The sequence below is a fragment of the Parafrankia sp. Ea1.12 genome (genome assembly GCF_900465275.1).
GTDB classification, from domain to species: Bacteria; Actinomycetota; Actinomycetes; order Frankiales; family Frankiaceae; genus Parafrankia; species Parafrankia soli.
In genome coordinates this window covers 1-26,316 of record NZ_UBIZ01000416.1, presented here as the reverse complement: position 1 = coordinate 26,316, position 26,316 = coordinate 1, and the positions used below count along the sequence as shown (strand labels likewise).

The following is a 26,316-nucleotide window of genomic DNA, read 5'->3' as shown; positions in this document are numbered from 1 at the left end:
GCGGCGGCCCCCGTCCCGCCCGGATCCGTCCCGCCCGGACGCGAGTCACCTGGATCCGGGCCGCCGGCGTTGCCGCGGTGTTCCGTGCCCGGCGGCGGAACCGCCGCCGCGCCGACGGGGCCATCGACCCCGGGTGGGGCGCTCCCGCCGCCGCAGCCCGTCAGGGCGAATGCGAGGCCGGCGAACAGAACGACCGCCAGCGATCCCGTATTTCGAAGGCTTCTCGGCTCGCGTCGCATTCGGAGTGCCTCCCATTCGCCAGTACCGCCGTCACCGGTCGTCAGCACGCGCCGATTTCCGGGGCGCCGGACGATCCGCGATGTGACTGTCGCATCCTCGACGCTGCGCCGCACCGAGGTACGGCGCCGGACTGCCCGCGTCGGCGCACTACGATTGTGGTCGACGCCGTTCGGCGGGTAGCCCGGAGGGTCCGCGTGGGCGTCGGAATGCAGCAGGCACCGGCATACGATGCACGAGCCGGACGGGGAGTCCATGGCCAAGTCCTTTTCCGAATCCGAGCTGGGTGAACTGGCGAGGGTCTACCATCGGCAGCGTTCCGCGACATTGCTGTTGGCGCTCGCGGGTATCGACCGCGAACGCCATCCCAGCTGGGACAGCACCACCTCCCGGGACTTCTGGCAAGCGGTGGGTGAGCAGGTGGCGTCGGGATGGGGCGGGCCCGACGCCGCCGACCGCATCCTGGCCTTCGCGGCCAGGGAGTATCCCGGCAACGACATCTTCCGCCGCTCGGTGGGAGCCCCGTCGTCCAGCTCCCCGGCCGCGGTCGGGAGCGCCGCCGCTGTGACGGGCACCTCCGCCAGGAGTGGTCGCGTCGCCGACCCCTTCGGGAGCTCCGGCACGTCCGGCTCACCCGGTCCGCTCTCAGTCCTGGGGACGATCGTCGTGGTCGACGCGGTGAGCTTCAGCAAGAACGGCGCGCTCGTCCATCTGGAGTGGCGCAGGGGCATCAGCGCCGTCACGGCGCGGGCGGCGGCCGCCGCGGGTATTCCGGCGGAGTTCATGCACTTCAACGACCGCGGTGACGGATTCATGCTGATCGTCGACGGCCGGATACCCGCCGAGACGGTGGTCGCCGACTTCACCCGGGAGCTTCGGATCGACCTCGGCAGGTACAACAGCACCCGCAACAGCACCGGCCGGATCCGGCTGCGCATCGCGGTGCACGAGGGTCGGGCGTTCGTGGACGGCACGGGCCTTGCCGGCACGCCCGCGATCAACACGGCGAGGCTGGTCGACGCCGACGAACTGCGCGAAGTCCTCAGAAAGTCCGACGCCCTGGACACCGCACTGATCGTCTCGGACGCGATCTACCAGTCGACGGTCAGTGAGCGGCTGCGCGGGCTCGACCCGGACGACTTCGTGCGAGTCGAGGTCAAGACGGAGAAGTACAAGGGCGTCGCGTGGATCGCGGGGCGTGGGAACGCCGACGCGGCCCGCGCGGCCGGTTCGGGGGAGGAGGCCCGTCTGATGGCGGTCGAACAGCTGTCCGTGCCCGAGGCGACGACCGGCAGGTGGGACTTCCTGATCTCGTGCACGGACGCCGACCAGGACTGGGGCCAGTGGATCGCCCATCAGCTCCAGACCGCGAAGTACAAGGTGCACCTGGACGCCTTCGACATGGTGGCGGGCACGGGTCGCGTCGCGGAGTGGCACGACGCGGTCCGGTACTCGACTCGGACGATCGCGGTGCTGAGCGAGAGCTACCTGACCGCGGCCAGGGAGATTCAGGCCCAGTGGCAGGCGGCCTGGGAGAGCGACGGCACCGGTGACGGGAACACGGCCGGCGACGGAGGCAGCGGGGGTGGGGAAGGCGGGGTCGAGCGCCGGTTGATCCCGGTGGTGGTCCGGCCGTGCCGCCCGGACGGCCTGCTCAAGGGCATCACGCCGATCGACCTGACCAGTCTGCGGGACGATCGGAATGCCGCCCGCGACCACCTTCTGGAGGAGGTCGCGGCCTCGCTGAGCGGGCGGCGCAAGCGCTCGGAGGACCCGCCCCAGTTCCCAGGAGAAAGCTGACCGTTCCGGGCGGTGCTGAACGTTCCGGGTGGTTCAGTGCCAGCCGAGTTCGTCCAGGCGGTCGTCGCCTATACCGAAGTGGTGCGCGATCTCGTGGACGACGGTGATCCGCACCTCACGCACGACGTCCGCCTCCGTGGCGCTCATGGCGCAGATCGGGTTGCGGTAGATCGTGATGCGGTCGGGCAGCACGCCGCTGTACCAGTCGCCCCGCTCGGTGAGGGGGATTCCCTCGTAGAGGCCCAGCAGGCCGTCCGCGGAGTCGTCCTCGACGAGGACGGCGACGTTGCGCATCCGTCGTCCCAGCTCGGGCGGCAGGCTGTCCAACGCGGCGACGACCAGTTCCTCGAACCGCTCCGGGCTGACGGTGACCACGGCTCCCATCCTGCCGTGCCGGCGCGGTGCCGCCGGCGCGGCAGGACGGCCGGGTGTCAGGAGAGGGCGACCAGGGCGCCGAGGGCGAATCCCACGGCGGCGAGCCAGACCAGGGTCGGCAGCGCGCGCAGCCAACCGCTCAGGGCGGGCCTCGGCGCGGCCTCGCCACCAGCTCCAGCCCCGCCACCAGCGCCAGCGCTGGCCCCGGCCCCGGCGGAGCCGGCCCCGGCACCCACTGGTTCAGGCGTCCGAGCGGCCGGGACGGGCGGGGCGGCCTGCCCGGGGACCGGCCGGCGGCCCTGCCCGGCCAGCATGGTCTCGGCATCGGCGTTGTCGAGCTTCGGCCGCGGCGCGGCGGCGGCCGGCGGGCGCTGGACCGGCCGGAACGCCCGGAGCAGGACCTCCGGACCACTCAGCCCGCCCAGCCGGATGCGGATCTCGCCGTCGACGGCGAACTGCTTCGCCCGCGCCCCCTCGCTCCAGACGCCGTTGGTGCTCAGGTCACGCGCCGTCCAGCCGTCCGGGCCCGGGGCGAGCTCGACGTGCCGGCGGGAGACCTTCGTGTCCTGGACGGTGATGTCCGCCTCGCGGCTGCGGCCGATCACGTAGGACCGGTCCGGGGTCAGCTCGACCGTTCCCGTGGCCGTGGTCACCCGGATGGTGCTCAGGTCCATGTTCTCCCCTTCTCAGCCGCGGAAGACGGCGTCGTCGCGCACGGTCACCGGGATCGGTGCGAGCGGCTCGCCGGCCGGCCCGGCGACGGGAGCACCGGTCTGCGCGTCGAACTTGCTGCCGTGGCACGGGCAGATGATCTTCCCCCCCTCGACCGAGCTGACGTTGCAGCCCTGGTGCGTGCAGACGGATGTGAACGCCTTGACGCCGTTCCCGCCGTCCCGGGTCAGGACCATGCTGGCGTCCTCGAGGACCAGGCCGCCGTTCGCGGGGATGTCGGCGAGGTTGGCCAGTGGCGTCGCGGTGTCGCCCCCGCCCGCGGCTGTCCCCGCCGCGTTGGCCTCGGCGGCGGGCGGCTTGGGGTCGGCCGCGCTACTGCCCGAGGCCACCACGTAGCCGGCGGCGGCACCCGCCGCGGTCACGATGAGGCCGGGTACGACCACGCGCCGGGTCGGAGCTTCCTGCGTCATGCCGGCCTTCCTCAGAATTTCGGGATGTCGGTACGGGTGAAAAACCACAGCGACGCGCTCAGCCAGAGCACGACGAGGGAGAGGAGAACCGCCGACCCCAGTACCGGCAGCGCCCATCCCGGAAGTTTTTTCGTCCGCAGGCCGAGCATTTTCGCCGCGTAGGCGCCGTAGAAGACACACCCCGCGAGGCTGTGCACGAGCACGCGAGAATCGCTGCTGGCGAATCCGAGGGCCCAGATGCAGTGGAACGCGACGGGCAGCGTCAGCACGAACGCGACCGTGCCGCTCCAGCGGTGGACGGGCGCCGTCCAGCCGGGTGCCCGGCCGGCCCCGGGCAGCCGCCCCCACATCCACAGAGCGGTCGTGAGCTGCACCAACAGGAGGACGGCCGCGGCAGTGGTGAGCCAGGCCTTCATCGGCAGCATGCCGGAGAAACCGAGGGTGAACAGCGGCCTACGGGCGGGGTCGTGGGTCTTCGAGTAGACCGCCAGCGCCAGTGTGACCGCCACTCCGGTCAACAACGCGACGGCGAGACCGAGCCCCCCCGAAGGCGTGCGTGTGCTATCCCGAGCCGTATTCGAACCGGAACTTTCCGTACCCAGCGCCATCCGCCCCCCGTTCGCCAACATTCCCGCTCGGCGCACTATGCAGCAAAAAGGGGGGTGCGGTCTAGCTTCGTCGCTCGGCTGACAGCCCGCCGGCGGAACAGCGCCGTCGCGGCGGAAAGCGGAATGAGGTTTCCGGAAGGACCCGGAGGTGCGGGCCGAGCGGCTGGCCGGCGGTGCCGGCAGGCGAGGCGGTGGGCGGCGGTGCCGACAGGCGACCGGAACGGTCTGCGTCTGCGGCTGACGTGCTCGTGTGCGCGGGTGTGCCGCGCGTGCATACGGGGCGGGAAGGTCCTCCCGGCCGGACGGGCCGATCCGGCCCTTCCGACCCGTCCGGCGGACGTCACGCTCGGGTCGTGACCTTCCGATGCTGACCGAGGGACCGGGAGCGGACCTCCGGGGGTGCCCGGGTGCCCTGCCCCGCCCTACCGCGGGCGGCCGGCGTCAGTGCAGCGGACCCTGGCAGTCCTTGCACCGCTCGCTGAGGATCGACAGGAGCTCGACCGCCTTGATCGAGGCGTCCCGCACCTTGGCGAGGTCCTGCGAGGAGTTCAACCGGAGCAGCGCGGACTCCGCGCCGTCGGTCGCACCCTCGCTGAGCGCGTCGACGATCTCCGCCGCCGGGGTGCCGTACTGGTACAGGAGAACCTGCTTGTCCTGGTAGGACGGCAGCTCGGCGGGGAGGTGGCCGAGGCCCACTCCCGCGAGTTTCCGGCTGAGGATCTGCCGTACATTGGTGCCGAGCCGGCCGTAGCCGCCGATCTCGCGCAGGACTGCCATGTCGATCCGATAGACACCGTTGTTGCCGACGACCGCGGTGCGCAGTTCTTCCCATGTGATGGGCGAGCCGGTCCAGGCGTCGACGGCCTGAGCTTCCGTCACTTCCTACCGTCCTGGCTTTCGGTACCGCTGCTGATGGGACCGAGCTGTTTGCTGGGTGCTGTTTGCCGGGTGTTGACCGGTGCTTTTATCCCGTGTGCGCGAGGCAACGCTATCCGACCTCTCGGACCTGGTCCAGACAGGACCGGCACGGGTGGTTTCGGAAACGTAAAGGCGCGGCCGGCCCGCTTCCGGGGGAGCCCTGCCGAGGGCGCTCGGGAGGGGCCCGCGACCCCCGTTACCCGCAATTAGGACGATAGTCCACCGCGAACGCGGCAAAATCTGGTGATAGAGTTCCGCAAACACGGATATGTATGGCCTCGCCGGGCGCAGGTGCGGGGGTGACCGAGCACTCAGGGCCCGTGATTCGGTGTTGTACGTCACACCGGAGCCGGTATATCGGGGGCGGTCACCAGGGAGGACACTCCTGATTAACGGCCCGCTGACCCGGCTGAAACCGGATCGGCCGCCGAGTGGGGGTGCCCCCGGTGGGCCTGTGCCGCGCCTTCCGCCGCGGCCCGTGCCGCCGCACGTGCAGGTCGCGGGGCGGCCCAGGAATCGCATCAAAAACTTATCCTCGGAATTATCCTTCAGGCTTTCCTGAGTGGTGAGGTAGCGCCCCGTGGGGTCGATTTCTTGTTAACGGAGCGGTTACCGACGTACATGCGTCCGAAATGAATCCCTCCTACGGTTTCTACATATCGCGGCAAGCCGGGAGGGCGAGCTACCAGCGCCCAGTCGGTTCGCGGGGCCACGACCGCAACCGATTTCCGAACCGCGGGACGCACTGCACGAAACCGTGCGTGCGTACGCAGCTCCAGGAGGAGAATGCAATGCGCCAGATCGCGTTCTACGGCAAGGGTGGTATTGGCAAGTCCACCACCCAGCAGAACACCATGGCTGCCATGGCCGAGATGGGCCGTCGCGTCATGATCGTCGGCTGCGACCCCAAGGCTGACTCGACCCGCCTCATCCTGCACTCGAAGGCCCAGACGTCCGTCATCCAGCTCGCGGCGGAGAAGGGCTCGGTCGAGGACCTGGAGCTGGACGAGGTCCTGGTCGAGGGCCAGTGGGGCATCAAGTGCGTCGAGTCCGGTGGCCCGGAGCCGGGCGTGGGCTGCGCCGGCCGTGGCGTCATCACCTCCATCACCTACCTGGAGGAGGCCGGCGCCTACGAGAACCTCGACTTCGTCACCTACGACGTCCTCGGTGACGTTGTCTGCGGTGGCTTCGCGATGCCGATCCGCCAGGGCAAGGCCCAGGAGATCTACATCGTGACCTCCGGCGAGATGATGGCGATGTACGCCGCGAACAACATCGCCCGCGGTGTCCTCAAGTACGCGCACTCCGGTGGCGTGCGTCTCGGTGGGCTCATCTGCAACAGCCGTAACACCGACCGCGAGGACGAGCTGATCATCGAGCTCGCCCGCCGTCTCAACACCCAGATGATCCACTTCATCCCGCGTAACAACGTCGTGCAGCACGCCGAGCTGCGCCGGATGACGGTCATCGAGTACGACCCCGAGAACAGCCAGGCCAACGAGTACCGCCAGCTGGCCAAGAAGATCGACGAGAACGACATGAAGACCATCCCCACCCCGATCAGCATGGACGAGCTCGAGGAGCTGCTGATCGAGTTCGGGATCATGGAGCAGGAAGACGAGTCGATCATCGGCCAGAAGGCCAACGCGACCGTCGCCTGAGGCTCCGGCCACCTGCTCTGACACTGTCGAGGATGAGGTCCCGATCATGACGACGACTCCGGCTCCGCAGCGGGCCGAGACCGAGGCGATGATCGCCGAGGTCCTGGAGCAGTACCCCCAGAAGGCGGCCAAGTTCCGCGCCAAGCACCTCAAGGCCAACGACCCCGAGGGGTCGAAGGAGTGCGAGGTCAAGTCCAACATCAAGTCCCGCCCCGGGGTCATGACGATCCGTGGCTGTGCCTACGCCGGTTCCAAGGGCGTGGTGTGGGGCCCGGTGAAGGACCTGGTCACGATCAGCCACGGCCCGGTCGGCTGCGGCCAGTACTCCTGGGCCACCCGGCGCAACTACGCCCGCGGTCCGTGGGGTGTCACCAACTTCACCGCGATGCAGATCACCACGGACTTCCAGGAGAAGGACATCGTCTTCGGCGGTGACCCCAAGCTGGAGCAGGTCTGCGACGAGATCAACGAGCTCTTCCCGCTGGCCAAGGGCATCTCGGTCCAGTCCGAGTGCCCGATCGGTCTGATCGGCGACGACATCGAGGCGGTTTCCCGCACGGCGTCGAAGAAGCTTGGCAAGCCGGTCATCCCGGTCCGCTGTGAGGGCTTCCGCGGGGTGAGCCAGTCGCTCGGCCACCACATCGCCAACGACGCGGTCCGCGACCACGTTCTCGGCACCGGCGGCGAGTCGTTCAAGGAGACCCCGTACGACGTCGCGCTCATCGGCGACTACAACATCGGCGGCGACGCCTGGGCGTCCCGGCGGATCCTCGAGGACATGGGCCTGCGCGTCATCGCCCAGTGGTCCGGCGACGGCACGCTGAACGAGATGGCCTCGACGCACCTGTCGAAGCTGAACCTGATCCACTGCTACCGCTCCATGAACTACATCTGCACCACCATGGAGGAGCGTTACGGCACTCCGTGGATCGAGTTCAACTTCTTCGGGCCGACCAAGATCGTCAACTCGATGCGGGCCATCGCGGCCAAGTTCGACGAGACGATCCAGGCGAAGACCGAGGCCGCGATCGCGCGTTACCAGAAGCGCTTCGACGAGATCACGGCGGCGTTCAAGCCGCGCCTCGACGGCAAGCGCGTCATGCTCGCCGTCGGCGGTCTGCGCCCCCGCCACACCATCGGCGCCTACGAGGACCTCGGCATGGAGGTCGTCGGTACCGGTTACGAGTTCGCGCACAAGGACGACTACACCCGCACGTACGCCGAGCTCAAGGAAGGCGTCGTGCTCTACGACGACCCGACGGCGTTCGAGCTGGAGGAGTTCGCCAAGCGGCTCAAGCCGGACCTCATGGGTGCGGGCGTCAAGGAGAAGTACGTCTTCCACAAGATGGGCATCCCCTTCCGCCAGATGCACTCCTGGGACTACTCCGGGCCGTACCACGGCGTCGACGGCTTCGCGGTCTTCGCCCGCGACATGGACATCGCGATCAACAGCCCGACCTGGGACCTCATGGAGACCCCCTGGTCGAAGGCCGGAGAGGTGTTCTGACCGGATCTTCCGGTCTCCGCCGGCGATCGCCGGCGGCCATCAGTCACGGTAGAAAGGAGGATGTCCGGTGACGACGACTCCCGAGACAGGCAGTTCCATTCCGTTGCGGGTCCTCGACCACAGCGAGCTGTTCAAGGACGAGGTCTACCAGAAGCAGTTCGAGGGCAAGGCCGAGTTCGAGAACGGCAGTGAATCCGCCGAGGTTTCCCGCGTCCTCGAGTGGACCCGCGGCTGGGAGTACCGGGAGAAGAACTTCGCCCGGGAGGCGCTGACCGTCAACCCGGCGAAGGCCTGCCAGCCGCTCGGTGCGGTGCTCGCGGGCCTCGGGTTCCAGGGCACGCTGCCGCTCGTGCACGGTTCGCAGGGCTGTGTCGCGTACTTCCGCAGCCACTTCGCCCGGCACTTCAAGGAGCCCGTCCCCGCGGCATCCACGTCCATGACCGAGGACGCGGCGGTCTTCGGCGGCCTGAACAACCTGGTCGAGGCGCTGGAGAACGCGACCAGCCTGTACAAGCCGAAGATGGTCGCGGTCAGCACCACCTGCATGGCCGAGGTCATCGGTGAGGACCTCTTCGCCTACATCGGCGCGGCCAAGGACAAGGAGGTGATCACCGCCGACTACCCGGTTCCCTACGCCCACACCCCGAGCTTCGTGGGCTCGCACATCACCGGGTACGACAGCATGCTCAAGGGAATCCTTGAGAACCTGACGAAGTCGGCGGACGCGACGGAGCCGGCGACCGGTGGGAAGCCCCGGCTGAACATCATCCCCGGTTTCGAGACCTACACCGGTAACCTCCGCGAGTACCGGCGCGTGCTCGAGCTGATGGGCGTGGACCCGCTGATCCTCGGCGACCACGCCGACTCGCTCGACTCGCCGGCCGACGGGGAGTACGACCTCTACCCCGGTGGCACGCCGCTGGCCGAGGCGGCGAAGGCGAAGTTCAGCCGCGCCACCGTGCTGCTGCAGGAGTCCGCCACCCGCAAGACCACCGAGCTGATCCGGGACGTGTGGAAGCAGGACACGCTGGTGCTGGAGACCCCGATCGGGGTCCGCGGCACCGACCAGTTCCTGACCGAGATCGCCCGGCTGGCGGGCGTCGAGATCCCGGCCGAGCTCACCGTCGAGCGCGGCCGTCTCGTTGACGCCCTGACGGACTCGCACGCCTACCTCCACGGCAAGAGGGTCGCCATCGCGGGCGACCCGGACCTCGTCGTGGCGCTGACCCGCTTCGTGCTCGAGCTCGGCATGATCCCGGTGCACGTGCTCAGCACGAACGCCGACACCACCTTCAAGGCCCGCATGGAGAAGGTGCTCTCGGCGAGCAAGTTCGGCGAGGCGGCCACCGTCTGGCCGGAGAAGGACCTGTGGCACCTGCGGTCGCTGGTCTTCACCGAGCCGGTCGACCTGCTCATCGGCAGCACCTACCTGAAGTACATCTCCCGGGAGGCGAACGTTCCGCTGGTGCGGGTCGGGTTCCCGATCTTCGACCGGCACCACCTGCACCGCTTCCCGATCATCGGCTACACCGGCGGGCTGCACCTGCTCACGCAGCTCGTGAACACCGTGCTGGACGAGCTTGACCGGACCAGCCCGGACCATAGCTACGACGCCGTGCGCTAGGCCCCGTCCGGGGGACGCCTCCTGAGCGTCCGGTGTCCCCCGGGCGGCGCGCACGGCCTTCCCAGTGGTCGGCCGGCTGGCGGCCCCGAGCCCCCGCTCCGCCGGGGCCCCCGCCCGCGCGCTGGGACCGCGCCCCCCGCGCCGCGGAGGCAGGTGCCCCGCCACTGCCGGGGCCGGCGCCCCAGCCGGCCGGCCACCATCCCACCGGCACCACCCACCGGCACCACCCGCCAGCACCACCCCGGTTCAGAAGAACTGCTGGTCCATCGAACGGCCCGCTCACCCAGCTCACCGAGGGGACGACCCTCCCTAAGCCGAGAGATCGCCATGGCCGCCACTGACCGTGCAACGCTATTCACCGAACCGGCATGTGATCACAACCGCGAGAAGTCCGCCAAGGAGCGCAAGGCCGGGTGCCCCAAGCCCGCGCCCGGCGGCACCAGCGGCGGATGCACCTTCGACGGTGCGATGATCACACTGGTTCCGATCGTCGACAGCGCCCACGTCGTGCACGGCCCGATCGCCTGCGCAGGAAACTCCTGGGACGGGCGGGGGAGCCTCTCCTCCGGCCCCGACCTCTACCGCCGCGGCTTCACCAGCGACGTCGGTGAGCAGGACGTCATCTTCGGCGGCGAGCAGCGCCTGTTCGACACCATTCTCGAAGCCGTCCGCCGGCACCACCCGCCGGCGGTGTTCGTCTACTCGACCTGCGTCACCGCCATGATCGGCGACGACCTCGACGCCGTCTGCGCGGCGGCCGCCGCGCACACCGGCGTCCCGGTCATCCCGGTGCACGCCCCGGGGTTCGCCGGCAACAAGAACCTGGGCAACCGCCTCGCCGGCGAGGCCCTGCTCGAGCACGTCATCGGGACGGTCGAGCCGCCCGACGTGACCGAGCTCGACGTGAACCTGGTCGGCGAGTACAACATCGCCGGCGAGCTGTGGGACGTCCTGCCGGTGCTGGCCAAGATGGGCATCCGGGTCCGGGCCTGCATCAGCGGCGACGCGCGCTACGCGGACGTCGCCGCGGCGCACCGGGCCCGCGCGACGATGGTCGTCTGCTCCCGGGCGCTGCTGGGCCTGGCCCGCGGCCTGGAGGATCGCTACGGCATCCCCTGGTTCGAGGGCAGCTTCTACGGCGTCCGCGCGATGAACGACACCCTGCGCGAGTTCGCCCGCCTGCTCGGCGGCGCGGAGCTGGCCCGGCGCGCCGAGGAGGTCATCGCCCTCGAGCAGACCGCCGTCGACCTGGCCCTGGAGCCCTACCGTGAGCGGCTCGCCGGCAGGCGCGCGGTGCTCTACACCGGCGGGGTCAAGAGCTGGTCGATCGTCTCCGCGCTGCAGGACCTCGGCATCGAGGTCGTCGCGAACGGCATCACCAAGAGCTCCGACGGCGACGTCGAGAAGATCCGCGAACTGCTCGGCCCCGACGCCAGGATCGTCTCCGAGGGCAGCCCGCGCGAGCTGCTGCGCATCGCCGAGGAGACCCGCGCGGACATCCTCGTCGCCGGCGGCCGCAACCAGTACACGGCGCTCAAGGGCCGGCTGCCGTTCCTCGACATCAACCAGGAGCGGCACATCCCCTACGCGGGCTACCGCGGCGCGGTCGAGCTGGCCCGCCGCCTCGACATGGCGCTGTCGAACCCGGTGTGGGAGCAGGTCCGCGCCCCCGCGCCCTGGGACGTCGAGGGGGTGGCGTGATGGCGAGGGTCGTCACGAGTGACCGCCGGCCCGGCCTGGACCCGCTGCGGTTCAGCCAGCCGCTCGGCGGGGCGCTGGTCTTCCTCGGCCTCGCCGCGGCGATGCCCGTCATGCACGGGTCGAAGGGCTGCGCCTCGTTCGCCAAGGCGCTGCTGACCCGGCACTTCAACGAGCCCGTCCCGCTGCAGACCACCGGTGTCACCGAGGTGTCCGCGGTGCTCGGCAGCGGCGACGACCTCGTCGCCAACCTGGACGGCATCCGCGCCAAGCAGAACCCGCGGATCATCGGCCTGCTGACCACCGGCGTCACCGAGGTCAGCGGCGAGGACGTCGCCGGCCAGGTGCGCCAGTACATCGCGATGATGAACCACACCACGCCCGAGGGCGCGCCGCTGATCGTGCGGGTGTCCACGCCGGACTTCGCCGGCGGGCTGTCGGACGGCTGGTCGGCCGCGCTGCGCTCGCTGGTCACCACCGTCCCCTTCGACCACGCCGACTCCGACGATTACCCGGGTTCGCGCTCCGGTCCCGGAACCGGTTCCGCGCCCGAGACGGTCGCCGTGCTCGTCGGGCCGTCCCTGTCGGCCGCCGACCTCGACGAGCTCTGCGCGCTGATCCGCTCCTTCGGGATGGCGCCGGTGCTGGTCCCGGATCTCTCCGGCTCCCTCGACGGGCACCTGGCCCCGTCCTGGCAGCCGACGACGACCGGTGGCACGGGGCTCGCGCAGCTGCGCCGCCTCGACGAGGCCGGCCTGATCATCACCGCCGGCGCGACCGCCGCGGAGGCCGGGGTCGACCTGGCCGCGCGGACCGCCGCCGACCTGATCCACCACGACCACCTCAGCGGCCTCGCCGCGGTGGACAGGCTGGTCACCGAGCTGATGGCCTACTCGGGACGCGGACCGGCGCCCGAGGTGCGGCGGGCCCGCGCCCGGCTGGCGGACGGCCTGCTCGACACCCACTTCGTCCTCGGCGGGGCGCGGATCGCGCTCGCGATGGAGCCCGAGGCGCTGGTCGCCGTCGGCTCCCTGCTGCACGACGTCGGCGCGGAGATCGTCGCGGCGGTGTCGCCGACGGACGCTCCCGTGCTCGCCACCGCCCCCTGGGACGAGATCGTCATCGGCGACCTGACCGAGCTGGAGGAACGCGCCCTCGAAGGCGGCGCGGAACTGCTCATCGGGTCGAGTCACGTCCGCACGGTCGCCGACCGCATCGGCGCCGCCCACCTGGCCGTCGGATTCCCGATCTACGACCGGCTCGGATCGGCCCTGCGCACGACCGCCGGGTACGGGGGCAGCCTGCGGCTGCTCGTCGACGCGGCGAACCGGCTGCTCGACCACCACCAGGCGGATCACCGGGCCGATCACCGCCCGGGGCGCCACGACGTCCGCGAACATCCGCTCGACTCGTTCGACCAGCTCGACGTTCTGTGCCAGGAGTCCCCATGTTGAAGATCGCTTTTGCGACGAGCGACGGCCACGCCGTGGACCAGCACTTCGGCTGGTGCCGCCGGTTCGACGTCTACGAGGTCGGGCCCGAGGGCTTCCACCTGTTCGAGACCAGAGAGCTCGGGCCCGCGGAGGACGACGAAGAGGACAAGATCGCCTCGAGGCTCGCGGCGGTCGTCGACTGCGCGATCCTCAACGTCTGCGACATCGGAGGGACGGCGGCGGCGAAGGTCGTCAAGGCCCGGATCCACCCGATGAAGGTCCCCGTGGGCACCGAGATCGACTCCCTGCTCGCCAAGTTCGTCGGCGTGCTCGCGGGCAACCCGCCGCCCTGGCTGCGCAAGGTCCTTCGGGCGCACAGCCCGCAGGTGGCGCCCGCCTGGACCCCGACCTCCTCGCCGTCGGCCACCGCCGCGCCGGTCGCGCCGGCCAGGCCGCAGTAGACCCCGCCACCTCGAACCCGATGACCATGGGAGGAACGGCATGACCACACCGGCCCCCAGCGCAGGCGGCCAGCTCGAGGGGTTCCTGCGGGACCTCGTCGACCAGCTCCGCGCCGGCGACACCTACGGCAACCTCGACCGGCTGCCCGACGAGCAGCTGCTCGGCCCGTTCATCCTCACCCGCGAGCAGCGGCGGCAGATCGCCTCCAACTGCGACATCGACGCCGTCATCGAGGGGCGCGTGCGCTCCTTCTACCAGGCCGTCGCCGCCTCGGTGGAGAAGGCGACCGGGGTCATCACCACCACCGTGCTCGACCTCAACCACGAGGGCTTCGGCCGGGTGATCGTCTTCGGCGGGCGGCTGGTGGTGCTCTCCGACGTCCTGCGCGACGTCCAGCGCTTCGGCTTCAACTCGCTCGAGGACCTCGCCGCCCGTGGCGAGGCCATGGTCACCGCCGCCGCCAAGCTCGTCGAGCAGTGGAGGGAGGTCGCCCGCGATGACTCCTGAGACCAGCACCAGCACCGATGTCGCCGCCGTCACGACCCGGCTGCGCAAGCTGAACAGCAAGGCCTCGCAGCTCAAGCTCGACCTGCACGACCTCGCCGAGGACCTCCCGATCAACTGGGAGAACATCCTCGACCTCGCCCGCCGTACCTACGACGCCTACGCCGAGATCGCGCTGCTGGAGAACGAGCTGCGCGCCGGCGCCGCCGGTGGCACCGGGAAGGGAGCGGGAGCATGAGCGCGCTCACCAGCCAGCTCGAGGAGTTCCGCCGCTGCTCGACCGCCGAGCAGTACTTCGAGCTGCTCGACGTCGACTACGACCCGCGGGTGGTGGCCGTCAACCGGCTGCACATCCTGCGCTTCTTCGCAGAGGAGATCGCCGGCCTGCACGAGGGGGCCGACGCCGAGGTGTCCCCCGAGGCGCTGCTGCGGGACTACCGGGCAGCCCTCGTCCGCGCCTACGAGGCCTTCACCACGGCCACCGCGCTGGACCACCGCCTGTTCAAGGTGCTGAAGGACCGCGCGCCAGAGCCCGCCGGGTTCGTCCCCATGTCCGAGATCACGGTCGAGCGACCGGCGACCACCCAGACCGACGAGAAGGGCCAGCAGCGATGAAGTCGACCTTCGACGTAGGTGACGTCGTCGCCACCACCAAGGCCCTGCGCCAGGACGGGACCTTCCCGGACCCGAACATCGCGACCGGCCAGATCCTGGTCGAGCCCGGCACCCGGGGCGAGGTCATCAACGTGGGCCTGTACCTGCAGGAGCACATCGTCTACGCCGTCGCGTTCGAGAACGGCCGGGTCGTCGGCGCCCTCGAGCGCGAGCTCGAGGCCGCGGTGCGGGAGACCTCCCCGTCCAGCCGGGCCGCCGCCGCCGCCACCGCCCATGCCACAAGTTCCGCGGCTGACAGCAGCGCCGCCGTGACCAGCGGGACCACCGACAAGGAGGAGGGGCTGTCGTGAACAACGAGCCCGTCATGCTTCCGGTGCTGCCCGCCGCCACGGCGGAGCTGCTGACCGGTCGGACGGCCACCCCTGGTCAGAACGGCTCGCCCGCCCAGGGCGCGGCGCCCGCCCCGGGTGGCGGCTGCGCGTCCAAGAAGAGCTGCGGCAGCAGCACTCCGGCCACCGATCCGGAGATCGCCGAGAAGATCGCCAACCACCCCTGCTACAGCTCCGAGGCGCACCAGTACTACGCCCGGATGCACGTGGCGGTGGCGCCCGGCTGCAACATCCAGTGCAACTACTGCAACCGCAAGTACGACTGTGCGAACGAGAGCCGGCCCGGCGTCACCAGCGACCTGCTCACCCCCGAGGACGCGCTCGCCAAGGTCAAGCTGGTCGCCAGCGAGATCAAGCAGATGAGCGTGCTGGGCATCGCCGGCCCCGGCGACCCGCTCGCCAACCCGAAGCGCACCTTCCGCACCCTGGAACTGGTCGCCCGGGACTGCCCCGACATCAAGCTGTGCCTGTCGACGAACGGGCTCACCCTGCCCGACCACGTCGACCGCATCGCCGCGCTGAACGTCGACCACGTCACGATCACGATCAACATGATCGACCCCGAGGTCGGCGAGCGGATCTACCCCTGGGTCGCTTACAAGGGCAAGAAGTACACGGGCCGGGAGGCGTCGAAGATCCTCTCCGAGCGCCAGCTCGAGGGCCTCGCCATGCTGGCCGAGCGCAAGATCCTCGCCAAGGTCAACTCGGTGATGATCCCGGGGGTCAACGACGAGCACCTCGTCGAGGTCTCGAAGACCGTCCGCGGGCTCGGTGCCTTCCTGCACAACGTGATGCCGCTGGTCTCCGCCCCGGAGCACGGCACCGTGTTCGGCCTCGCCGGCCAGCCGGGCCCGACGCCCCAGCAGCTCAAGGCCCTGCAGGACCGCTGCGAGGGCGAAGACGGCGCCGACATGAACATGATGCGGCACTGCCGGCAGTGCCGGGCGGACGCCGTCGGCCTGCTCGGCGAGGACCGCGGTGACGAGTTCACCCCGGAGACCTACCAGGGCCGCGAGATCGCCTACGACCTGGAAGGCCGCCTCGCCGCCCACGCCGAGATCGAGCGGTGGCGCCAGGAGACCCGCGCCGAGCGCGAGACGGTGACCGTCGCCGGCCCGGCGACCAGGCCCGACGACGTCGTCCTGGTCGCCGTCGCGACCAAGGGCAGCGGCGTGGTCAACCAGCACTTCGGCCACGCCTCCGAGTTCTGGATCTACGAGGCCGGCCGCAGCTGGGCCCGGCTCGTCCAGACCCGCGACGTGCAGCGCTACTGCGAGGGCCCGACCGAGTGCGGGGACGGCGCCTCGGTGCTCGACAAGACCATCGAGATGCTCTCCGACTGCTCCGCCGTCCTGTGCAGCAAGATCGGCCCGGGGCCGTACGACGCGCTCGAGGCCGCCGGGATCGAGCCGGTCGAGGTCTACGAACTGATCGAGAAGGCCGTCGCCACCGTCGGCGGCCGGCTCACCGCGGCCGCCCGCGCGGCCGTCCCGGTGAACCCCGACCCCGCCGGCACCGGTTTCACGGACCTCGACGAGATCGACCTCGACGAGGTGGAGGCCGAGATGGCCGAGGCCGAGCTGGTGCGCGCCGAGCTGGTGCAGGGCGAACTGGTGGACGTCGACCTGCTCGACCCGGACCTCATGGACGACGACCCGTTCGAGTTCGCCGTCACCGTCCGGCCCGGCTCCTGCTCGGGTGAGGGCGGCAAGTCCGGCTCCTGTTCCGGCGGCGGCCACCGCCACGCCGCCGGTTCCGGCCACCGCCACGACGCCGAGCACGCCCGTACCGACCCGCGCACCGAGAAGTCCCGCGCGGAGCGGACCACCCCGGAGAAGGCACGCGCCGACGGTGCGCGCCCCGCCCACACCCGTTCCGTCGGCACCGGCTCCCACAGCGCCGGCACCGACGTCACAGACCTGGAGGTAGCGCGGTCATGACCCTCGTCCAGAGCACCGTCGAACTGACCGAGCGCGCCCGCGCCCAGGTGCGGACCCTGCTCGGCGGCAGCGCGGAGACGGCCGGCTTCGGCCTGCGTGTGGGCGTGAACCCGGGCGGCTGTTCCGGCCTCACCTACAACCTGGCGCTCGCCCCCGGAGCCGAGAGCGACGACATCGTCATCCACTCCGACGGGTTCGACGTCTTCGTCAACTCGTCGATGATGGGGCACCTGCGGGGGCTGCGGATCGACTATGTCGAGTCGCTGACCTCCTCCGGGTTCACCTTCACCAACCCGAACGCGACCAGCTCGTGCGGCTGCGGCAACTCGTTCGGCACCCCGGAGGAGCCCGAGCGCGCCGAGGCCGACGACCGGCTGCGCGGCCAGGTCGAGGACGTCATCGCCGAGATCCGGCCGTTCCTGCAGGGCGACGGCGGCGACGTGCAGCTCGTCACCGTGCTCGCGGGTAACGGGGAGCCGGGCACCGCCGAGGTCCACATCCGGCTTGTCGGCGCCTGCAACGGCTGCTCCAGCGCCTCGGCCACCGTCACCGCGGTGATCGAGAAGCGCATCAAGGAGAGCCTGCCCGAGATCGGCCGCGTCGCCCTCGTCTCCTGACGGCGAACCCCGGCCCACCACACCGACCCCCCGACGGAACACACGGACCAGTCATGGAGCGCAGCATGATAGTGACCCGGCGTAGTTCTCCGCCGGCGTCCGGCCCGGTCGGTCCGGTCGATGCCCGCGGGGCGTCCGAGGCCGCGGTGCCAGCAACGGCGCTGGCACCGACGGCCCTGGCCCTGGCCCCGGCCCTGGCGCCGGCGCAGCGCAGCGGGGGAGCGAGCCTGCCCGGTCGGTACGACCGGCAGCTCGACCTGCCGGGCTTCGGCCCGGCGGCCCAGGAGCGGCTGCGCGGCGCGACCGTGCTCGTGGCGGGCGTGGGCGGCGTCGGCGGGGCGGCCGCGACCTACCTCGCCGCCGCCGGGGTCGGCCGGCTGGTCCTGGTCCACCCGGGCGCGCTGGAGGAGCCCGACCTCAACCGGCAGACCCTGATGCGCCCCGAGTGGATCGGTGGCTCCCGGGTGGCCTGCGCGGAGCAGACCCTGCGCGCGCACCACCCGGGAGTCGAGATCGTCGCGATCGACCGCGAGCTGTCCCAGCTCCCCGAGCTGGGCCGCCTCGTCGCCGGGGCGGACGTCGTCGTGGACGCCCGCCACAACTTCCCCGACCGCTACCTGCTCAACGACGCCTGCGTCGCGACCCGGACCCCGGCGGTCGTCGCCGCGATGAACGCCACCGAGGGGAACCTGCTGGTCGTCCAGCCCGGATCGCCCTGCCTGCGCTGTGTCTTCACCGAGGGCGACCCGTCCTGGCAGCCGCTGGGCTTCACCGTCCTCGGCGCCGTGTCGGGGATGGTCGGCTGCCTCGCCGCGACCGAGGCGATAAAGATCATCTCCGGGTTCGGTGAGCCGGCGGCCGGCAGGCTGCTCCAGTTCGACCTCTGGGACCTGGACTTCCGGGTGCTGCGAGCCCGACGTGACCCGCACTGCCCGTCCTGCGGCGGCCAGGGGCCCGGCTCCGGGGAGCCACGGTGATCTACCTCGACCACAACGCGACCACGCCCGTCGACCCGCGGGTGGTCGAGGTGATGCTCCCGCTGTTCACCGAGCGGTTCGCCAACCCGGCCAGCAAGCACGCCCCCGGCCAGGAGGCGACGCGGATCGTCGAGCGGGCCCGGCGTGAGGTCGCGTCACTCGCCGGCGCCCGCCCCCGCGAGGTCGTGTTCACCTCCGGGGCGACCGAGGCCGCCAACCTGGCGATCGGTGGGGTCCTCGCCACCGCCGAGCCGGGGCGACGCCGGATCCTCGTCGGGGCCACCGAGCATCCCGCGGTGCTCGGCGCCGCCGACGCCGCGGTGTCGGCTGGCGACGCGACAGCCGCCGAGCGGATCGCCGTCCACCCGGACGGCACCATCGACGTCGACGACCTGCGGCGCCGACTCGGGCCGGACGTCGCGCTGGTCGCGGTGATGGCGGCGAACAACGAGACCGGGGCCGTGAACGACCTGCGGCCACTGGTCGAACCGGTGCACTCCGCCGGGGCGTTGCTCCTGTGCGACGTCACCCAGGCCCTCGGCCGCATCCCGGTCGAGCTCGAGCAGACGGGCGTCGACCTGGCCGTCGCGTCCGCGCACAAGCTCTACGGTCCCAAAGGTGTCGGCGCGCTGATCGCGTCGAAGGACGCCTGGCCACGCCTCGCGCCCAGGGTGCACGGCGGCGGCCAGGAACGCGGCCTGCGGGCCGGCACCCTCAACACCGCCGGGATCGCCGGCTTCGGAGCGGCCGCCCGCATCGCAGCCGAGTCGATGGCCGACGACGGCAGGCGCCAGGGCGCGCTGACGGCGCTGCTGACTGCGCTGTTGACAGAGACCCTGGCGAAGCGGCTCGGGCCCGGAGCCGTCGAGCTCAACGGCCCGGACCGTGCCAGGCTGCCGAACACCGTCAATCTCCGCTTCGTCGGCGCCGGTGCCGACGAGGTCCAGGCCTGTGCTCCGCGTGTGGCGATCTCGGCCGGCTCGGCGTGCAGCGGTGGCGGGGACGAGCCGTCCCATGTCCTGCTCGCCATGGGCCGCACGGCCACCGAGGCCCGGGAGAGCCTGCGCTTCAGCCTGGGCCGCGCCACCACGACGGAGGAGATCCGCACCGCCGCGGATCTGGTGGCCCGCGCTGTCCTGCGCGTCCGCTCCCTTTCCCAGAGCACCCCCATCCAAGACGAGGTTCGAGATGACAACCGAGCTCTTCGAACAGCCTGAATCGCGGGTACGCCGCCTCAAGGGGGTCGTGATCCGGTTCGCCGGCGACTCCGGCGACGGCATGCAGCTCACCGGCGACCGCTTCGGCGCGCAGGCCGCGGAGGCCGGCAACGACGTGGCCACGCTGCCGGACTTCCCGGCCGAGATCCGGGCGCCAGCCGGAACCGTCGGCGGTGTCTCGAGCTACCAGCTGCACGTCGCCGACCACGACATCACCACCCCGGGTGACCAGCCCGACGTCCTCGTCGCGATGAACCCGGCGGCGCTGAAGGCGACCTTGAAGGACCTGCGTCCCGGAGGCGTCCTGATCGTCGACTCGGGCGCGTTCAACGTGCGCTCGCTGGAGAAGGCCGGGTACGACTCCGACCCGCTGACCGACGGCTCGCTGGGCAACTACATCGTGCACGCGGTCGACCTGACCGGGCTCGCCGTCGGCGCCACCGACGGCCTCGGCCTCAAGCGCAAGGACGCCGCCCGGACGAAGAACATGTTCGCCCTCGGCCTGGTCTCCTGGATGTTCAACCAGCCGGTCGAGAGCACCATCGCCTACCTGGAGAAGCGCTTCGCCAAGAAGCCGCCGGAGATCCTCGCCGGCAACCTGGCGGCGCTGCGGGCGGGCGTGAACTACGGCGACACCACCGAGGCGTTCGCCGTCTCCTACGAGGTGAAGCCCGCGGCGCTGCCCCCGGGCACCTACCGCCACATGCGCGGCAACCGGGCCATCGCCTTCGGTCTCGTCGCCGCCGCGCACCAGGCCGGGATGCCGCTGTTCCTCGGCGCGTACCCGATCACCCCGGCGACCGACGTCCTGCACGAGCTGAGCAAGCTCACCTCGCACGACGTCCGCCACTTCCAGGCCGAGGACGAGATCGCGGCGATCGGCGCGGCGATCGGCGGCTCGTTCGCCGGCATGCTCGGCGTCACCGTCACCTCCGGCCCCGGCATGGCGCTCAAGTCCGAGGCGATCGGCCTGGCGATCTCGCTGGAGCTGCCGCTGGTCATCGTCAACGTGCAGCGCGGCGGACCGTCGACCGGCCTGCCGACGAAGACCGAGCAGTCCGACCTGCTGCAGGCCCTCTACGGCCGGCACGGCGAGGCCCCGCTGCCGGTGCTCGCCGCCCAGTCGCCCGCGGACTGCTTCGCCGCGGCGTTCGAGGCGGCGCAGATCGCGCTGGAGCGGCGCACCCCGGTCATCCTGCTGTCCGACTCCTACATCGCGAACGGCAGCGAGCCGTGGAAGGTCCCGGCCGTCGAGGAGCTCCCCGACCTCGGCATCGAGTTCGCCACCAAGCCCAACGCCGTGGGCAAGGACGGCACGCCGAAGTTCCACCCGTACGCGCGTGACCCGCGCACCCTCGCCCGCCCGCTGGCCATCCCCGGCACCCCCGGCCTGGAGCACCGCATCGGTGGTCTGGAGAAGGCCGACGGCAGCGGCGAGGTCTCGCACGACGCGGACAACCACGACCTGATGGTCCGCACCCGCCAGAACAAGGTCGACGGCATCAAGGTGCCGGCGCTGGAGGTCGACGACCCGAGCGGGGCGCCCGGATTCGGTGCCCGGGTGCTGGTGGTCGGCTGGGGCTCGACCTACGGGCCGATCGGCGCCGCCTGCCGGCTTGTCCGCGACCAGGGGCTGGCCATCGCCCAGGCGCACCTGCGCTACCTCAACCCGCTGCCGGCGAACCTGGCCGCCGTGCTGTCGTCCTACGACACGGTGCTGGTGCCCGAGATGAACCTCGGTCAGCTCTCCGGCCTGCTGCGGATGCACTGCGGGGTCGAGACCGTCGGCTACACCCAGACCCGCGGGCTTCCCTTCCGCGCGGTCGAGCTGGCCGCGGTGTTCACCCGGCTCGTCCACGGCGCCGACCTCGGCGACACCGAGATCACCAGTGAGGACATCAAGGCCGCGGGCGGCGCCAGCACGCTCGGCATGAGCGAGCTGGGCCGCAGCGAGCTCGGATCGGATTCGGAGGCGGGCAAGTGACCAGCTCAGACGCGGTAGGCAAGCAGCTCACAGCGAAGGACTTCTCCACCGGGCAGGACGCCCGCTGGTGCCCGGGGTGCGGTGACCACGCGATCCTCAACGGGATGCGGAACCTGCTGCCGACCCTCGGGATCCCGCGCGAGAACTTCGTCGTGGTCTCCGGCATCGGGTGCTCGTCCCGGCTGCCCTACTACCTCGACACCTACGGCATCCACTCGATCCACGGGCGGGCGCCGTCCATCGCGACCGGCATCTCGATCAACCGGCCGGACCTGTCGGTCTGGGTCGTCACCGGTGACGGCGACTCGCTGTCGATCGGTGGCAACCACCTGATCCACGCGCTGCGCCGTAACGTCAACCTCAAGATCATCATGTTCAACAACCAGATCTACGGTCTGACCAAGGGCCAGTTCTCGCCCGCGACGAAGCCCGGCACGGTCACCCCGTCCAGCCCGTTCGGCTCGCTGGACCACTCGTTCAACCCGGCCGCGCTGGCCCTGGGCGCCGAGGCGACCTTCCTCGCCCGCACGGTCGACACCGACCGCAAGCACATGACGGAGATCCTCGCCGCCGCCCACGCGCACGACGGCTCGGCGCTCGTGGAGATCCGGCAGAACTGCCCGACCTTCAACGTCGCGCCCCGGGACGACGTCGCCGCCTCCGCGACGGAGCCCACCGCGGCCGACGGCCCGATCCGGCTCGAGGCCGGCCAGCCGATCCTGTTCGGTGCCGACAGCCAGTGGGCGATCCTGCGCGACCCCGAGACCGGCGACCTGAAGTTCGGCCGGTCGGTGGAGAAGGGCGTCGTGATCCACGACCCGCGCTCGACCAGCCCGACCTACGCCTACGCCCTCGCCCGGATCGCGGACACCCACCCCGAGCTCGCGCCGATCGGCGTGTACCGCGCGGTGGAGCGGCCGAGCTTCGACAAGCAGTACCAGAACCGCCTCGCCACCGCCCGCGCGGGCGGCCGAGGCGACCTGCAGGAGCTGCTCACCGGCGACGACTCCTGGTCGGTGCCGGCCAGCCGGGCCTGAGCCCCTCCTCGCGGCCGACCGCGTAACGAGACCTCCCCCGGACGCCCGCCGTCCGTGAAGAAGGAAAGAAAGAGAGTTCCGATGCCCTACGTCGTCACGTCGCCCTGCATCGACGTCAAAGACACCGCATGCCTGGACGAGTGCCCGGTCGACGCCATCTACGAGGGCGACCGGAAGCTCTACATCAACCCGAACGAGTGCACCGAGTGCGGCGCCTGCGCGTCCGCCTGCCCGATCGGCGCGATCATGCTCGACCTGGAGGTGCCCAAGGCCGAGCGCCCCTTCGTGAAGAGCGAGAAGGAGTTCTTCACCAAGGTCCTGCCCGGCCGGGACGAGCCGCTCGGCGATCCCGGTGGCGCCAAGACCGTGGGCAAGATCAAGGCCGACACGCCCTTCGTGGCCGAGTACGAGGCCTCCGCCTGACCGGTACGCGGGCCCACGCCCAGGTGACGGGGTAGGGCCGCCCGTGACCCGGGCCGGCGCGGGGAGCAGCCACCACGCTCCTCGAGCCGGCCCGGGTCACGGCCCGGGTCACGGCCGGACCGGGCCGCCGTTCAGATCACGGCCGGACCGGTCACCACCCGGGTCACAGGCCGCCGGGGCTGCCACTGCCGCCGGCTCCGGCACCGAACAGCTCCAGGTACCGCTGCGCGGCCATCGGGTTCAGCGGCGGGTTGATCAGCGAGGAACGCACGTTGTCCGCCTCGGCGGTGCTGAAATACGCCTCGTAGGCGAGGATGTCCCGGTTCCGGTCGAACAGGTCGTGCATCTTCTCGATGAAGAGCGGATTGTCGCCGCCACCGTTCCCGTCCACCCGGACGAGTCCCCACTCCGGCACCGCGAACTGCTTGCCGTGCGCCCGCGCGAACGCGGCCACGGTGCACGCCCCCGACGGGATGTTGCACTGCTGGTCGAAGGTCTCCGCGGAGCGCGACGGCGGGTAGGAGTCGTAGGCGTCACTGCTGACGATGCTCACGAACTCGTCGCCCGGGTAGGCCGCCCACACGTCGTCACCGTTCGGCATCCGGTCACGGTGCGCGCTGACGTTGAAGTCGATCCGCACCGCCGGCGCCGTCGACCGGATCTGGGTAACCGCCCGCTGGAAACAGGTCTTCCAGGTCGCGGTGTCCCGCGGATACCACCAGAACCAGTTCCCGTTGAACTCCCAACCGAGCCGGACGATGGCGTCGGGCCGGCCATTACGCGTCAGGGTCTGGCCGAACGCCGCCCAGTAGGCGTCATAGTGACCCCGGGCGCAGGTCCGCTCGTCACCCGACCGCGGGAACAGCGGCTGGGCGATGGAAAGCTGCCCGTTGTACACCCCCGGCGGGTAGTCCGACATCGGCCAGTTGTCGTAGGCGATCCCGTTCCAGTCGTTACGCTTGGTGAAGACGACTGCGACGTTCGTCAGCCGCCCCGTCCAGGCCTCCCAGGCGCGGATGTCCAGCGGCGGGTTCCCGTTCGCCCCGGAGGGCCACCGCACCCCCGGCGCGGCCGGCCCGGTCGGCGCCGGCTCCGGCTGAGGCTGCGTGGGCTGTGCCCCGGGCGCCTTCGCCGTATCCGGGGCCTGACTCGCCGCCGGGGCATCGGCCGAACGCCGCGAATCCGGGCCGCCGGTGAGCGTCACCAGGCCGATCGCGCCGAGCAGGATGACCATCGCGGCGGCGACGACCCCGAGCACGGTGCGACGTCGTCGGCGCGGCCTACCTCGACGAGCCGTCCCGCCGCGGTGATTCCCGCCGCGGCGGCCGTCCTTCCCCTGGCCTCCGGCCCCTGGCGCCTGGGCAGCTTCGCCCGGGTCCGCGGCTCCGGCTCCGGCTTCGGGCCCGGCTCCGGCCCCGGCTTCGGCTTCGGGCCCGGTTCCGGCCCCGGCTTCGGGCCCGGTTCCGGGCCCTGGCCCGTCCGGGACGGGGTTCTCGCTGGTGCTCCCAACCGGGCCCCCGCCCTTGCTCACGGGGCTGCCCAGGCCGGCAGAGGCCCGCTGGCGGAAAGGGCTGTCCGAACGGTTGGGGCTGCCCGTGCTGGTTGAGCTGCCCGAGTTGGTGGGGCTGCTCTGGCTGGTGGCACTGGTCCGAGCCACGGAGCTGACGAGAGTCTTGTCCGGCCGCATCGGCGAGCCCGGCGTGCCGAGGCGCTCGTACGGCAGCGTCCGCGCGATCACGTCCTCGCCCGCACCGCTCCCGACGGGCACGTCTGTCCCGGCAGCGAACGGGAGCGGGCCCGAAGACCCGGACACGTCCACGCCTGAACCTTCACCAGCGCCGCCGGGACCTTCGCCGGTCTTCGGTACCGGGCCGGTGCCCGCTCCGGACGCGTTGCCGGGGACCTCGGTGGCGGTGTCCTCGGCGGTGTCGGTCACCACGTCGCCTGCGCCGGCGGCTCTCCGGCTCGCGCCGGTGGTCGCCTTGCTCCTGCCGCCGGTTCTCCGGGTCGAGTCGGTGTTCCGGCTTGACCCGGTCTTCCGCTCTGGCGTGGCTGTCCGTTCGGACGCGGCGCTCCGCTTTGTCGTCGCTGCCCGGCCTGGCGTGGCTGCCCGGTCCGACCCGCTCGTCCGGTCTGATCCGGTCTTTCGGTCTGATCCGGTCTTCCGGTCTGACCCGGTCTTCCGGCGTGTGCCGGTGGCTTCGCGCTCGCCGACGTTCTGGTGCGCGTCGGCACTGTCCCGACCCGCGCCCGCTGTCGGCGGCGCGTCACCTGCCTCGTGCCGTTGCACGTACGTCCCCCATCGAGCCCCCGCCCCACATTCACCGCCCGCGCCGGGACCTGTCGGACCCCGGGTGGCGTGCTGCCGTGCGGCGCTACCGCCGGTCGGCACCGGTTCATCTTCGCAACCTTGTTACGAAGCAACCCTGGCTGACACTCAACAATCCGTCACCCACGGCCACCACTACCGGGCGCTCACCAACGGTGTGGGTCTGGTGTCGCGGCGCAGGCGAGGCATCACCCCCATCCGCCGGTCCCGGGCACGCACCCCGGACCGGATTACCGTGCGTTCCTGCACCGGTGACCCGGTTTCTCGCCCAGGACGCGGGGAGCCGGTTCCTTGACGTTGGCACCGGCTTCCCACTTCGCCGAACCCGCACGAGGTCGCCCAGCGCATCGCCCCGGACTGCCGGGTGGCCTACACCGACAGTGACTCGATCGTGCTCGCCCGCGCTCGTGCACTGCTCACCGGAACCGGCGAAGGCCGCACCGCCGGACTGGGCGCCTGACCTGCAGAGCCACGATCGCAATGGCGAAAATCTCGAAGACGGCGACGACGAGGAGTTCGTTGAGGCTGAGCCATCCGATATACAAGCTGAGGGACGGGATATGCAAGACGGGCTCCTTCCGAGGCGGTGCGCAGTTTCCGGCCCCCGCTGACGATCTAGACAAAGATTGCCCCGTGGTCCCGGTAGGAGACTCGCTGCTACTACGTTAAGTGAAACGTATCAACCATTCCGTAGAGTCCGCCGGCTGTTCGCAACGAGAAATCTTCCCGGGCCGAATGTGAACTTGGTGTGGTCTCGTCGGGTTCGTGCTTGTCGGGGTGGCGCACACACCTTTATGGTCGAACGTGTGTTCGATCCTA

25 protein-coding genes are annotated in these 26,316 nt (G+C 70.9%); 19 read left to right on the top strand and 6 right to left on the bottom strand.

The annotated features are described in order from the left end of the window. Positions 1–492: 492 nt before the first annotated feature. Positions 493–2,037: a toll/interleukin-1 receptor domain-containing protein gene (locus FMEAI12_RS24385; protein WP_112107984.1), complete on the top strand. Its 1,545-nt coding sequence runs from the start codon at positions 493–495 to the stop codon at positions 2,035–2,037. A 33-nt stretch (positions 2,038–2,070) separates the two neighbouring features. Here the strand turns inward: FMEAI12_RS24385 and FMEAI12_RS24380 are convergent, their stop codons facing one another. The 5 genes from FMEAI12_RS24380 to FMEAI12_RS24360 form a co-directional block, all read right to left on the bottom strand. Then, positions 2,071–2,421, bottom strand: coding sequence for a metallopeptidase family protein (locus FMEAI12_RS24380; RefSeq protein WP_112107982.1), 351 nt, complete (start codon positions 2,419–2,421; stop codon positions 2,071–2,073). A gap of 47 nt (positions 2,422–2,468) precedes the next feature. After that, positions 2,469–3,086, bottom strand: a complete 618-nt coding sequence (locus FMEAI12_RS24375) for an FHA domain-containing protein (RefSeq protein WP_112107981.1) — start codon at positions 3,084–3,086, stop codon at positions 2,469–2,471. 12 nt (positions 3,087–3,098) lie between these two features. Further along, the gene (locus tag FMEAI12_RS24370; RefSeq protein WP_112107980.1) at positions 3,099–3,554 is read right to left on the bottom strand and encodes a Rieske (2Fe-2S) protein; all 456 of its coding nucleotides are present in this window, start codon (positions 3,552–3,554) and stop codon (positions 3,099–3,101) included. 11 nt (positions 3,555–3,565) lie between these two features. Then, positions 3,566–4,162 carry a DUF6529 family protein gene (locus FMEAI12_RS24365; RefSeq protein WP_112107979.1) on the bottom strand — a complete coding sequence of 199 codons (597 nt, stop codon included), beginning with the start codon at positions 4,160–4,162 and terminating at the stop codon, positions 3,566–3,568. A 441-nt stretch (positions 4,163–4,603) separates the two neighbouring features. Beyond that, complete coding sequence (locus FMEAI12_RS24360; RefSeq protein ID WP_018501672.1) at positions 4,604–5,041, bottom strand: hypothetical protein; 438 nt, start codon at positions 5,039–5,041, stop codon at positions 4,604–4,606. A gap of 830 nt (positions 5,042–5,871) precedes the next feature. Here FMEAI12_RS24360 and nifH point away from each other — a divergent pair. The 17 genes from nifH to fdxA all read left to right on the top strand — a co-directional run bounded on the left by nifH (position 5,872) and on the right by fdxA (position 23,168). Continuing rightward, positions 5,872–6,741: a nitrogenase iron protein gene (gene nifH, locus FMEAI12_RS24355; protein WP_020464282.1), complete on the top strand. Its 870-nt coding sequence runs from the start codon at positions 5,872–5,874 to the stop codon at positions 6,739–6,741. Between the two features lie 46 nt (positions 6,742–6,787). Next, complete coding sequence (nifD, locus tag FMEAI12_RS24350; RefSeq protein WP_020464281.1) at positions 6,788–8,248, top strand: nitrogenase molybdenum-iron protein alpha chain; 1,461 nt, start codon at positions 6,788–6,790, stop codon at positions 8,246–8,248. A gap of 67 nt (positions 8,249–8,315) precedes the next feature. After that, positions 8,316–9,872 (top strand): nitrogenase molybdenum-iron protein subunit beta, encoded by a 1,557-nt coding sequence (gene nifK, locus FMEAI12_RS24345; protein ID WP_112107978.1) that lies wholly within the window; start codon positions 8,316–8,318, stop codon positions 9,870–9,872. Positions 9,873–10,199: 327 nt separating this feature from the next. Then, positions 10,200–11,573 (top strand): nitrogenase iron-molybdenum cofactor biosynthesis protein NifE, encoded by a 1,374-nt coding sequence (nifE, locus tag FMEAI12_RS24340; protein WP_112107977.1) that lies wholly within the window; start codon positions 10,200–10,202, stop codon positions 11,571–11,573. After that, complete coding sequence (gene nifN, locus FMEAI12_RS24335) at positions 11,573–13,024, top strand: nitrogenase iron-molybdenum cofactor biosynthesis protein NifN (protein WP_071067114.1); 1,452 nt, start codon at positions 11,573–11,575, stop codon at positions 13,022–13,024. Before nifE ends, nifN begins: the two co-directional genes overlap by 1 nt. Further along, a complete protein-coding gene (nifX, locus tag FMEAI12_RS24330) occupies positions 13,018–13,464 on the top strand; it encodes a nitrogen fixation protein NifX (protein ID WP_112107976.1) in 447 nt (148 codons plus the stop codon). Before nifN ends, nifX begins: the two co-directional genes overlap by 7 nt. 40 nt (positions 13,465–13,504) lie before the next feature. Next, on the top strand, positions 13,505–13,972 hold the full coding sequence (locus FMEAI12_RS24325) for a NifX-associated nitrogen fixation protein (protein WP_071067116.1): 468 nt from the start codon (positions 13,505–13,507) through the stop codon (positions 13,970–13,972). Continuing rightward, entirely contained in the window at positions 13,962–14,207 is a 246-nt protein-coding gene (locus FMEAI12_RS24320) for a CCE_0567 family metalloprotein (RefSeq protein ID WP_071067117.1), read from the top strand. Before FMEAI12_RS24325 ends, FMEAI12_RS24320 begins: the two co-directional genes overlap by 11 nt. Next, positions 14,204–14,584, top strand: a complete 381-nt coding sequence (gene nifW / locus FMEAI12_RS24315; RefSeq protein ID WP_071067118.1) for a nitrogenase-stabilizing/protective protein NifW — start codon at positions 14,204–14,206, stop codon at positions 14,582–14,584. The genes FMEAI12_RS24320 and nifW overlap by 4 nt, the downstream gene beginning before the upstream one ends. Further along, positions 14,581–14,934, top strand: a complete 354-nt coding sequence (locus FMEAI12_RS24310; RefSeq protein WP_112107975.1) for a nitrogen fixation protein NifZ — start codon at positions 14,581–14,583, stop codon at positions 14,932–14,934. Before nifW ends, FMEAI12_RS24310 begins: the two co-directional genes overlap by 4 nt. Next, positions 14,931–16,913, top strand: a complete 1,983-nt coding sequence (gene nifB / locus FMEAI12_RS24305; RefSeq protein ID WP_112107974.1) for a nitrogenase cofactor biosynthesis protein NifB — start codon at positions 14,931–14,933, stop codon at positions 16,911–16,913. Before FMEAI12_RS24310 ends, nifB begins: the two co-directional genes overlap by 4 nt. Continuing rightward, entirely contained in the window at positions 16,910–17,530 is a 621-nt protein-coding gene (locus FMEAI12_RS24300) for an iron-sulfur cluster assembly accessory protein (RefSeq protein ID WP_112107973.1), read from the top strand. The genes nifB and FMEAI12_RS24300 overlap by 4 nt, the downstream gene beginning before the upstream one ends. A gap of 53 nt (positions 17,531–17,583) precedes the next feature. Then, on the top strand, positions 17,584–18,507 hold the full coding sequence (locus FMEAI12_RS24295) for a HesA/MoeB/ThiF family protein (RefSeq protein WP_112107972.1): 924 nt from the start codon (positions 17,584–17,586) through the stop codon (positions 18,505–18,507). Then, on the top strand, positions 18,504–19,724 hold the full coding sequence (locus FMEAI12_RS24290) for a cysteine desulfurase family protein (RefSeq protein ID WP_112107971.1): 1,221 nt from the start codon (positions 18,504–18,506) through the stop codon (positions 19,722–19,724). Before FMEAI12_RS24295 ends, FMEAI12_RS24290 begins: the two co-directional genes overlap by 4 nt. Further along, entirely contained in the window at positions 19,696–21,708 is a 2,013-nt protein-coding gene (locus FMEAI12_RS24285) for a 2-oxoacid:acceptor oxidoreductase subunit alpha (RefSeq protein ID WP_112107970.1), read from the top strand. The genes FMEAI12_RS24290 and FMEAI12_RS24285 overlap by 29 nt, the downstream gene beginning before the upstream one ends. After that, positions 21,705–22,745, top strand: coding sequence for a 2-oxoacid:ferredoxin oxidoreductase subunit beta (locus FMEAI12_RS24280; RefSeq protein ID WP_112107969.1), 1,041 nt, complete (start codon positions 21,705–21,707; stop codon positions 22,743–22,745). The genes FMEAI12_RS24285 and FMEAI12_RS24280 overlap by 4 nt, the downstream gene beginning before the upstream one ends. 81 nt (positions 22,746–22,826) lie before the next feature. Beyond that, positions 22,827–23,168, top strand: a complete 342-nt coding sequence (gene fdxA, locus FMEAI12_RS24275; protein WP_018501689.1) for a ferredoxin — start codon at positions 22,827–22,829, stop codon at positions 23,166–23,168. Positions 23,169–23,331: 163 nt separating this feature from the next. Here the strand turns inward: fdxA and FMEAI12_RS24270 are convergent, their stop codons facing one another. Beyond that, entirely contained in the window at positions 23,332–25,107 is a 1,776-nt protein-coding gene (locus tag FMEAI12_RS24270; protein WP_235014417.1) for a glycoside hydrolase family 26 protein, read from the bottom strand. Between the two features lie 754 nt (positions 25,108–25,861). Between FMEAI12_RS24270 and FMEAI12_RS40165 the strand changes: the two genes are divergently transcribed. Beyond that, positions 25,862–25,957: a hypothetical protein gene (locus tag FMEAI12_RS40165; protein WP_306769319.1), complete on the top strand. Its 96-nt coding sequence runs from the start codon at positions 25,862–25,864 to the stop codon at positions 25,955–25,957. Positions 25,958–26,316: the final 359 nt, after the last annotated feature.

Coding starts and splice junctions, on each gene's coding strand:
- FMEAI12_RS24385 (WP_112107984.1), top strand. CDS start 493: ATGGCCAAGTCCTTTTCCGAATCCGAGCTGGGTGAACTGGCGAGGGTC.
- FMEAI12_RS24380 (WP_112107982.1), bottom strand. CDS start 2,421: ATGGGAGCCGTGGTCACCGTCAGCCCGGAGCGGTTCGAGGAACTGGTC.
- FMEAI12_RS24375 (WP_112107981.1), bottom strand. CDS start 3,086: ATGGACCTGAGCACCATCCGGGTGACCACGGCCACGGGAACGGTCGAG.
- FMEAI12_RS24370 (WP_112107980.1), bottom strand. CDS start 3,554: ATGACGCAGGAAGCTCCGACCCGGCGCGTGGTCGTACCCGGCCTCATC.
- FMEAI12_RS24365 (WP_112107979.1), bottom strand. CDS start 4,162: ATGGCGCTGGGTACGGAAAGTTCCGGTTCGAATACGGCTCGGGATAGC.
- nifH (WP_020464282.1), top strand. CDS start 5,872: ATGCGCCAGATCGCGTTCTACGGCAAGGGTGGTATTGGCAAGTCCACC.
- nifD (WP_020464281.1), top strand. CDS start 6,788: ATGACGACGACTCCGGCTCCGCAGCGGGCCGAGACCGAGGCGATGATC.
- nifE (WP_112107977.1), top strand. CDS start 10,200: ATGGCCGCCACTGACCGTGCAACGCTATTCACCGAACCGGCATGTGAT.
- nifN (WP_071067114.1), top strand. CDS start 11,573: ATGGCGAGGGTCGTCACGAGTGACCGCCGGCCCGGCCTGGACCCGCTG.
- nifX (WP_112107976.1), top strand. CDS start 13,018: ATGTTGAAGATCGCTTTTGCGACGAGCGACGGCCACGCCGTGGACCAG.
- FMEAI12_RS24325 (WP_071067116.1), top strand. CDS start 13,505: ATGACCACACCGGCCCCCAGCGCAGGCGGCCAGCTCGAGGGGTTCCTG.
- FMEAI12_RS24320 (WP_071067117.1), top strand. CDS start 13,962: ATGACTCCTGAGACCAGCACCAGCACCGATGTCGCCGCCGTCACGACC.
- nifW (WP_071067118.1), top strand. CDS start 14,204: ATGAGCGCGCTCACCAGCCAGCTCGAGGAGTTCCGCCGCTGCTCGACC.
- FMEAI12_RS24310 (WP_112107975.1), top strand. CDS start 14,581: ATGAAGTCGACCTTCGACGTAGGTGACGTCGTCGCCACCACCAAGGCC.
- FMEAI12_RS24300 (WP_112107973.1), top strand. CDS start 16,910: ATGACCCTCGTCCAGAGCACCGTCGAACTGACCGAGCGCGCCCGCGCC.
- FMEAI12_RS24295 (WP_112107972.1), top strand. CDS start 17,584: ATGGAGCGCAGCATGATAGTGACCCGGCGTAGTTCTCCGCCGGCGTCC.
- FMEAI12_RS24285 (WP_112107970.1), top strand. CDS start 19,696: ATGACAACCGAGCTCTTCGAACAGCCTGAATCGCGGGTACGCCGCCTC.
- fdxA (WP_018501689.1), top strand. CDS start 22,827: ATGCCCTACGTCGTCACGTCGCCCTGCATCGACGTCAAAGACACCGCA.